The organism is Pantoea sp. CTOTU49201, from assembly GCF_032054795.1.
In the GTDB taxonomy this organism is placed as follows: Bacteria; Pseudomonadota; Gammaproteobacteria; order Enterobacterales; family Enterobacteriaceae; genus Pantoea; species Pantoea symbiotica.
This window is the reverse complement of the sequence record NZ_DAMBSA010000072.1, coordinates 1-7,840: the sequence shown is the minus strand read 5'-3', so window position 1 is coordinate 7,840 and position 7,840 is coordinate 1. Positions and strand designations below refer to the sequence as shown.

Here is a 7,840-nt window from a genome sequence, read left to right as displayed (position 1 = left end):
AGTAAAAAGGTCAGACGCGCGGGCGTGAATACGGCATTTTTTATCATCGGTTTTTCTCCTTGTCCGAAAAGGTGGTGTGCTAACGCATTGACCACCCGAACAACTTTAGTCGTAATCGCGCCGCTTAGCCTCGCACAGCGGTGGAAATGTGAAGCGCCCGGAATTAATCACGCGAGAAATTGCATCAAGGCTAAGGTTTTTGCTTGCCCTGTTCGGTTATTTGCCTGAGGCTGAAGCAAAAAAAAGGAGAGTCAAATGGAGATTATCTGGTATCACCCGTCGCTGGCGCCGCAGGGCTGGCTGGAAGGTTTGCATCAGCGTTTACCTAAGGCGCGCGTGCGTTTCTGGCAGACGGGCGACAATGCACCGGCCGATTACGCGGTGGTGCGTTCGCCGCCGGTCGAGATGCTGGCGGGCCGCCAACTGAAAGGCGTGTTTGCCATGGGCGCTGGCGTGGACGAGATCCTCAAGCAGCTGCGTGACAACCCACAAATGCTGGCTGACAACGTGCCGTTATTCCGCCTCGAAGATACCGGCATGGCGCGACAGATGCAGGAATACGCCAACTGGTGCGTGCTGGGCTGGTTCCGCCGTTTTGCCGAATATCGTCAACTGCAGCAGCAGGCTAATTGGCAGGAGCTTGATAGTTTAGATCGCGAAAACTTCACCATTGGCGTGCTCGGCGCAGGCGTGTTAGGCCGCAGCGTGCTGGAGAGCCTGCGTCAGTGGGGCTTCCCGTTACGCAGCTGGAGCCGTTCGCCGAAGCAGATCGACGGTGTACAAAGCTTCCATGGCCGCGATCAGCTCAATGCCTTCCTTGAGGGCACGCAGGTGCTGATCGATCTGCTGCCCACCACGCCGGAAACCACCAACCTCATCGATAGCCAACTGCTCAGCGCGTTGCCGCACGGTGCCTGCTTCCTCAATCTGGCGCGCGGTGCGCATGTGGTGGAAGCCGATCTGCTGGCGGCGCTGAACAGTGGTCAATTGGCCGCCGCCGCGCTGGATGTGTTCCAGACCGAGCCGCTGCCGCCGCAGCATCCGTTGTGGTCTCATCCGCATGTCACAATCACGCCACATACTGCAGCGATTACCTTGCCAGCCGAGGCGATGGATTACATTGCGGATGCCATACTTGCTCTGGAGCAAGGTCAACAGCCGGGTGGTTTGGTCGATCGCCAGCGCGGTTATTAATTCACATTGGGTCAGGAGATGAAGATGTATCCCGTTGATTTACATATGCACACCGTTGCCAGCACGCATGCTTACAGCACGCTGCATGATTATGTGGCGCAGGCGAAAAAGAACGGCCTGAAGCTGTTCGCGATTACCGATCACGGTCCGGATATGGCCGATGCGCCGCACTATTGGCACTTCGTTAACATGCGCATTTGGCCGCGGGTGATTGATGGCGTTGGCGTGTTGCGCGGTATTGAAGCCAACATCAAAAATCAGCAGGGCGAGATCGATTGCAGCGGCCCGATGCTCGATGCGCTGGATCTGATCGTCGCGGGCTTCCACGAGCCGGTATATGCACCGCGTGATAAAAAGCATCACACCGAAGCGATGATTGCGGCCATGGCGGGCGGTTTGGTGCATATCATTTCGCATCCGGGCAACCCGAAATTCCCGGTGGATATCCGCGCAATAGCCGAAGCCGCCGCGCATTACGATGTGGCGCTGGAGATCAACAACTCCTCCTTTACCCATTCGCGCCTCGGCAGCGAACCGAACTGTCGCGCCATTGCTGAAGCGGTGCGCGATGCCGGTGGTAAACTGGCATTTGGCTCCGATTCGCATACTGCGTTTACGCTGGGAAATTTCGAACACTGCCTGCGCATCACCAGCGAAGTGGATTTTCCTGAAGATCGCGTGTTAAATGTCACGCCGCGTCGCCTGCTCGATTTCCTCGAACTGCGCACCGGTAAAACGATTCCCGAATTTGCTGATTTTTAACTTTTTTGCCTCAAGGAATTCTGTTGCATGAATGAGTTTTCCATTCTCTGCCGTGTCATCGGCTCGCTGTTTAATCGCCAGCCGCAGGATCCGCTGCTGGTGCCGCTGTTCACTCTGCTGCGTGAAGGCAAACTGCAACAGCAGTGGCCGCTGGAGCAGGATGAGCTGTTGACGCGCTTGCAGCAGAATAGCGATCCGCAGGCGCTGGCCGCCGACTACAACGCGCTGTTTGTTGGCAGCGACTGCAGCGTGCCGCCGTACGCATCACAGTGGCCGAACGGTGTTGCTGAAGCGGACGTGCGTGCATTTCTCAGCGCGCGCGGCATGCCGCTGAGTGAAGCACCCGCCGATCACTTTGGCGTGCTGCTGCTGGCGGCATCGTGGCTGGAAGATCAGTCGGCGGAAGATGAATCCGCCGCGCAGCTGGCGCTGTTTGATGAGTATCTGCTGCCGTGGTGCGGCGCGTTCCTCGGCAAAGTGGAAGCGCATGCTACCACGGCGTTTTATCGCACGCTGGCGGCGCTAAGCCGTGAGGCGATTCAGGCGATGTACGACGAGCTGAACGAAGAGCAGGGCGACGAGGCCTAACCGTTACCAGCTGGCTGCGCTGCTGCCGAGCTTCACGCCCGGCGTAGCGCAGATCATTGGCGTGCCGGGCAAATACGCTGCGGCACGCAATCTCTCGGCAATTCCCCACTGATTAATTTCTATCGCGCTCAACGCGTCATCGTGCTGCGCGTGGATACCGTTTTGCACATTCTCCGGCGCGGCGCCGAACTGCTGTAACAGCCGCGCGGTGCGGGCCAGCGATAAACGCGCCTGCCAGCCAACGCCATTGATCAACCGCTGACGTAAACCTTCCAGCACCGCCGCAGCCATCAGATAACCGGTGGCGTGATCGAGCGCCTGCACCGGCAGCGGCGTTGGCTGGTTATTGCCGCTCCAGCGCATGCCTTGTTCGGCGATGCCGCAGCCCATCTGTACCAGACTGTCGAAGCCGCGCCGGTTGCGCCACGGCCCGCTCCAGCCCCACGCATTGAGGCTGACATCCACTAAGCCCGGCGCGAGTTTGCGGCGCGTCTCAGCATCCAGCCCGAGTTTTTCCAGCGCATCAGCGCGATAACCGTGTACCAGCACATCGCTGTGCTGCAACAGCTGGCGCAGCTGTTCACGCCCGGCCCGGGATTTGATATCAAGCCGCGCACAGCGTTTGCCACAGGTGATCTCCTCTTCCAGCGTTGGTTCGTGCCAGTCGGGCGGATCGATACGCAGCACCTGCGCGCCGAGGCTGGCGAGAAAACGCGTCGCCACCGGACCGGCGATGATGCGCGTGAGATCCAATACGCGTACGCCGAGCAGCGGCCGCGCGGGCGATAACGACCAGGCAGGCGCGGGTGCAGCGTCGGTGGCCTGTTGGGCAATCAGCGCTTCCTGCTGCACGGCCTTGCCTTGCGGATGTTGCAGCCATTGCGCTTCGCTACGCATCTGCGCGGCGCAGCCGCCAGCATCAATCACCGCCTGTTCCAGCGTAGCGGCGGGCCAGCGTGCCACTGCATCGGCCAGTGCGGCACGATTGGCATGCTGGCCGAGCACGCGCTCCATCGCCGCACGATGATGAGCCGCGTTGGTGTGCAGGCGGATCCAGCCATCGGCGCTGGCGTAATCACCGGCAAATTCATCCCACAGCGCGGCAGGCGGTCGATTCAACGGGATCAGGCTGTGCTGAAACCAGCGCGAAGCGAGACGGACATTGATGCTGACCGGCGCGGCCTGGCCGAGCAGATCGCTCAGTGCCTGGCTGGCAAGACCAATGCTGGTGGCCGCCAGTTCGCTGACGGCGAAGGCAGAGGAAAAGGTGTCGGGCTGGAGAAAAGTAGGCGAGGGAAGCGGGTCCGCGCCTCGCAATCCCTGCCACATTTGCTGCCACAGTGCGGCAGCACGTTGAGAATCCATGTTGAGTCTCCGGATAACGCGCGAGACTCAAGCATAGCAGAGCGGATTAACGGCGGCGTAAGCGCGGAAAGCGCGCGTGCATCCGCAGGTTACGCAGGTTGATCACCGCAATGGCGGTACCCAACACCACTAACGAGGCGCCAAGAATCTTAAAGCTGTTCATGCTGTCACCCAAGACAAAAACGCCCATCAACACCGCCAGTACCGGCGTCAGCAGCGAATAGGGCATGATCAGGTTGACGTTGTACTTCTTCAGCAGTGCGTACCACAACGTATAGGCAACAATCGACGAGGCGAGCGCGCTATACAGAATGCCAAACCAGCCGCGCCAGCCCGCGTGGCTCAATGCGTAAAACTGGTTGGATTCGGTCAGCCACGAAGCGGCACCGACAATCGGTACCGCAAGGAAGGAGATCCAGCCGGTCAGCGTCAGCGGTTTAATCGGCGGCGATTTTTTTACAATCATATTACTGATCGCCCAGCCAAACGCGCTGCACAGCAGAATACACAGCACCCACCAGGCCGGAATGGTCGGGCTGCCTGACAGCACCGCCACGCCGCTCAGCGAAATGGCGATACCGAGCAGTTGCACCAGGCGCAATTTCTCTTTCAGAATCACCATCGCCAGCAGCATGGCAATCGGCGTACCGAGCTGAACCACGATGGCGCCGGTGCCGGCATCGGTGTAGCGCATGCCGACAAACAGCAGCGAGAAATGCATAAAGCCGAAGGTGAATGCCAGCGTCAACAGCCACGGCAATTGTGCGCGCGTGATGCGGCAAAACGGCACCAGCACAATCGCCACCACCACAAAGCGCATCCAGGTGAGAAACAGCGGCGGAAGTTCCAGTAATCCCCACTTCACCGCCACGTTGTTGAAAGCCCAGATGGAAACCACCATCAGAACCATTAAAAAATGCCGCACTGCCACAAGGTCTTCCTTAAGCATCAACAAGGATTATCACCGGCTAATGATGGCATGAAGCCGTCGACTTCGGACATGTCTGACAAAATTTTTTTCCCATAAGCATTAGCTTATGCAGGAAAAAAATAAGACATGTCGCTGATTTACTGTCAAAGTGGACGTCCGAAAGGCGACCATAATGAGGACCGTATTCGGCATGACACACACCCGCGCTTTACCTCTTGCTCTGATTCAACTCGAAGTTCCGCCGCCGCAGGTTGTGGCACAAATTGGTGAACAACCCCGCTGGTTTATCGACGCGCTGCAATTGCAGCCTGATGACTATGTGATTGTGCGCCCGCATCTGGGTGATGATTTACCGGCCTTTGACCGCGTCAGTGGCGCGATCCTCAGCGGTTCGTGGGCGATGGTTACCGATCACGCTGACTGGAGCGAACGCACCGCCGCCTGGATTCGGGGCGCGCTGGAGGCGGATCTGCCGCTGCTTGGCGTCTGTTACGGACATCAATTGATGGCGTATGCGCTGGGTGGCAAAGTGGGCGATAACCCGCATGGCTGGGAGCGTGGACTGAAACCGCTAACGCGCAGCGCGCAGGCGCACAACGATCCGTGGCTGGCTGCGTTACCGGGCGAATTTCAGGCGTGGTTGTCACATCGACAATCGGTGTTAACGCCGCCGCCGCATGCGCAGGTGCTGGCAAGTTCGGCACAGGATGGCTGTCAGATTTTGCGTTACTCGCCGCAGGCGCTGTCGGTGCAGTTCCATCCGGAATTTACCCGCGACATTATGAGCGCCTGTTTACCCGCGGGCGTGAGTGACGATGGTACGCAACTGGTGGGGGAAGATTGGTCGCGCGAACTGCTGCGCCGCTTCTGGCTGCAAACGCGGCCGCAGCCGCGCGCGCAGGCTCAGGGCGCGTAGTTACGCGTGCAGCGATAAACCCACGCGGGTGGCATGTTTTTCAGCACCCGTTGGCGTTCCCAGGTGAAGTAGCGTGACAAATTTGGCTGGGTGAACGAGGTGTATTGAAACTGCACGAATACGCCACGTGGACCCAGCGCATCATGCACCGCGCTGAGAATATTGTCGCGTGTGGCGGGCGGCAATGACAGCAGCGGCAAGCCAGAGAAAATCACATCATATTCCCCCGCAAGATATTCCGCCGAGCAGGCGCTCACCTGCATGCGTGCATCGGGCAATCCCCGCAGGCTTTTCACCAGTTCCGGGCTAATTTCGAACACATCCAACTGAGCTTGCGGTGACATACGCGACAGCACGTGGCGTGTGAGTACGCCATCACCGGCGCCGAGTTCGGCGATACGCAGGCTGTTATCCCAATTCACCGCATCGCACATGGTGCGGCACAGCGCGGCGGAAGAGGGCGTGATGCTGCCCATTTTGCGCGGGTTACGGATGAATTGCTGAACAAAGTTCGCTTTGGCGCGCATTAACGTCAGGGCTGAAGCCAACATCTGTTTCTCCTGGTTAGTATCCTGCTTCATATTGACCACATATTTCGCCCATGTTCCGCTTTTTGCGGCATAAGTGGGAAAACTCGGAATTTTCCGTAACGGAACTGGGGATGATACACAGGCTGCAGTTTAGGCATACAAGACCTGGCTGAAACTTAGGGCAATGTGAAAAATCGTAAAGCGATGGGCTGTGCCGGATTTCCTTCGATGCGGTCACAGTTTCCCCTTCTGCGATCTGACAGGCTGGCGTTGATCGCTCAATGTTAATAACAGGTTTCATAGTTGTTAATCGCCACTCTGTCCGCAAGGAGAAACACCATGCGTTACGCTGCTCCGGGAGAACAAGGTTCTCTCATTACTCTGCAATCGCGTTATGGCAACTTTATCAACGGCGAATTTGTTGCGCCGGTGAACGGTAACTACTTCGTCAACACCTCACCGATTAATGCTTCCACCATTGGCGAGTTCCCACGCTCGGATCGTGCCGATATTGATAACGCCGTGGCTGCCGCACAGGCCGCTGCCGATGCGTGGGGCAAAACCTCACCGCAGGCGCGCTCGCTGGTGCTGCTGAAAATTGCCGATCGGCTGGAAGAGAATCTGGAATATATCGCGGTCAACGAAACCTGGGATAACGGTAAGCCGGTGCGTGAGACGCTGGCAGCGGATCTGCCGCTGGCGGTCGATCACTTCCGTTATTTCGCTGGCTGCGTGCGTGCGCAGGAAGGCACCGCTGCTGAAATCGATGAGTTCACCGCTGCCTATCACTTCCACGAACCGCTGGGCGTGGTCGGGCAAATCATTCCGTGGAATTTCCCGCTGCTGATGGCGGCATGGAAACTGGCACCGGCACTTGGCGCAGGCAACTGCGTGGTGCTGAAACCGGCTGAGCAAACGCCGCTGTCGATCACGCTGTTTATGGAAGTGATTAAAGATCTGCTGCCGCCAGGCGTGATTAACGTGGTGCACGGCTACGGCAAAGAGGCGGGCGAAGCGCTGGCGTCGCATCCGGGCATCGCCAAAATCGCCTTTACCGGTTCCACCGCAACCGGCGGCCATATTCTGGAGCTGGCGGCGAAAAGTCTGATTCCGTCCACCGTTGAGCTGGGCGGTAAATCGCCGAATATCTTCTTCGAAGACATCATGGATGCCGAAGAGAGTTTCATTGAGAAAGCGGCCGAAGGTGTGGTGCTGGGCTTCCTCAATCAGGGTGAAGTTTGTACTTGTCCATCACGTGCGCTGGTGCAGGAATCGATCTTTGAGCCGTTTATGGCGGCGGTGATGAAGCGTATCAAAACCATCAAACGTGGCGATCCGCTTGATACCGAAACCATGATTGGCGCGCAGGCGTCGCAGCAGCAGTTTGATAAAATCCTCTCTTATCTGGAGATTGCGCAGCAAGAGGGCGCGCAGGTGCTGCACGGCGGCGGCGTAGAGAAAGTGGGCGAAGAGTTTGCCAGCGGCTACTACATCCAGCCGACGCTGTTGAAAGGCGATAACAGCATGCGCGTGTTCCAGGAAGAGATCTTTGGC

At 58.2% G+C, this 7,840-nt stretch carries 8 protein-coding genes; 5 read left to right on the top strand and 3 right to left on the bottom strand.

Annotated features, from left to right (window positions below; translation table 11 throughout):
* Nucleotides 1-255 precede the first annotated feature (255 nt).
* The 3 genes from ghrA to RTY00_RS07565 are packed head-to-tail and all read left to right on the top strand — an operon-like array spanning nt 256 to nt 2,544.
* Entirely contained in the window at nt 256-1,194 is a 939-nt protein-coding gene (gene ghrA / locus RTY00_RS07575; RefSeq protein ID WP_312663994.1) for a glyoxylate/hydroxypyruvate reductase GhrA, read from the top strand.
* Between the two features lie 24 nt (nt 1,195-1,218).
* Nucleotides 1,219-1,956, top strand: a complete 738-nt coding sequence (locus RTY00_RS07570) for a phosphatase (protein ID WP_277966005.1) — start codon at nt 1,219-1,221, stop codon at nt 1,954-1,956.
* Between the two features lie 27 nt (nt 1,957-1,983).
* Nucleotides 1,984-2,544, top strand: a complete 561-nt coding sequence (locus tag RTY00_RS07565; protein ID WP_008102748.1) for a molecular chaperone — start codon at nt 1,984-1,986, stop codon at nt 2,542-2,544.
* 3 nt (nt 2,545-2,547) lie between these two features.
* Here RTY00_RS07565 and RTY00_RS07560 read toward each other — a convergent pair whose 3' ends face one another.
* Both RTY00_RS07560 and RTY00_RS07555 read right to left on the bottom strand, forming a co-directional pair.
* Complete coding sequence (locus RTY00_RS07560; RefSeq protein WP_312663993.1) at nt 2,548-3,909, bottom strand: CoA transferase; 1,362 nt, start codon at nt 3,907-3,909, stop codon at nt 2,548-2,550.
* Nucleotides 3,910-3,955: 46 nt separating this feature from the next.
* Complete coding sequence (locus RTY00_RS07555; RefSeq protein ID WP_312663992.1) at nt 3,956-4,840, bottom strand: EamA family transporter; 885 nt, start codon at nt 4,838-4,840, stop codon at nt 3,956-3,958.
* A gap of 190 nt (nt 4,841-5,030) precedes the next feature.
* Between RTY00_RS07555 and RTY00_RS07550 the strand changes: the two genes are divergently transcribed.
* The gene (locus RTY00_RS07550; RefSeq protein WP_312664000.1) at nt 5,031-5,756 is read left to right on the top strand and encodes a glutamine amidotransferase; all 726 of its coding nucleotides are present in this window, start codon (nt 5,031-5,033) and stop codon (nt 5,754-5,756) included.
* On the opposite strand, the gene RTY00_RS07545 is transcribed toward RTY00_RS07550, so the two are convergent.
* Complete coding sequence (locus RTY00_RS07545; RefSeq protein ID WP_312663991.1) at nt 5,744-6,307, bottom strand: class I SAM-dependent methyltransferase; 564 nt, start codon at nt 6,305-6,307, stop codon at nt 5,744-5,746. The genes RTY00_RS07550 and RTY00_RS07545 overlap by 13 nt on opposite strands.
* Nucleotides 6,308-6,625: 318 nt before the next feature.
* Between RTY00_RS07545 and RTY00_RS07540 the strand changes: the two genes are divergently transcribed.
* Nucleotides 6,626-7,840 (top strand): aldehyde dehydrogenase family protein (locus tag RTY00_RS07540; RefSeq protein WP_312663990.1); only part of this gene is annotated, 1,215 nt, incomplete at its 3' end.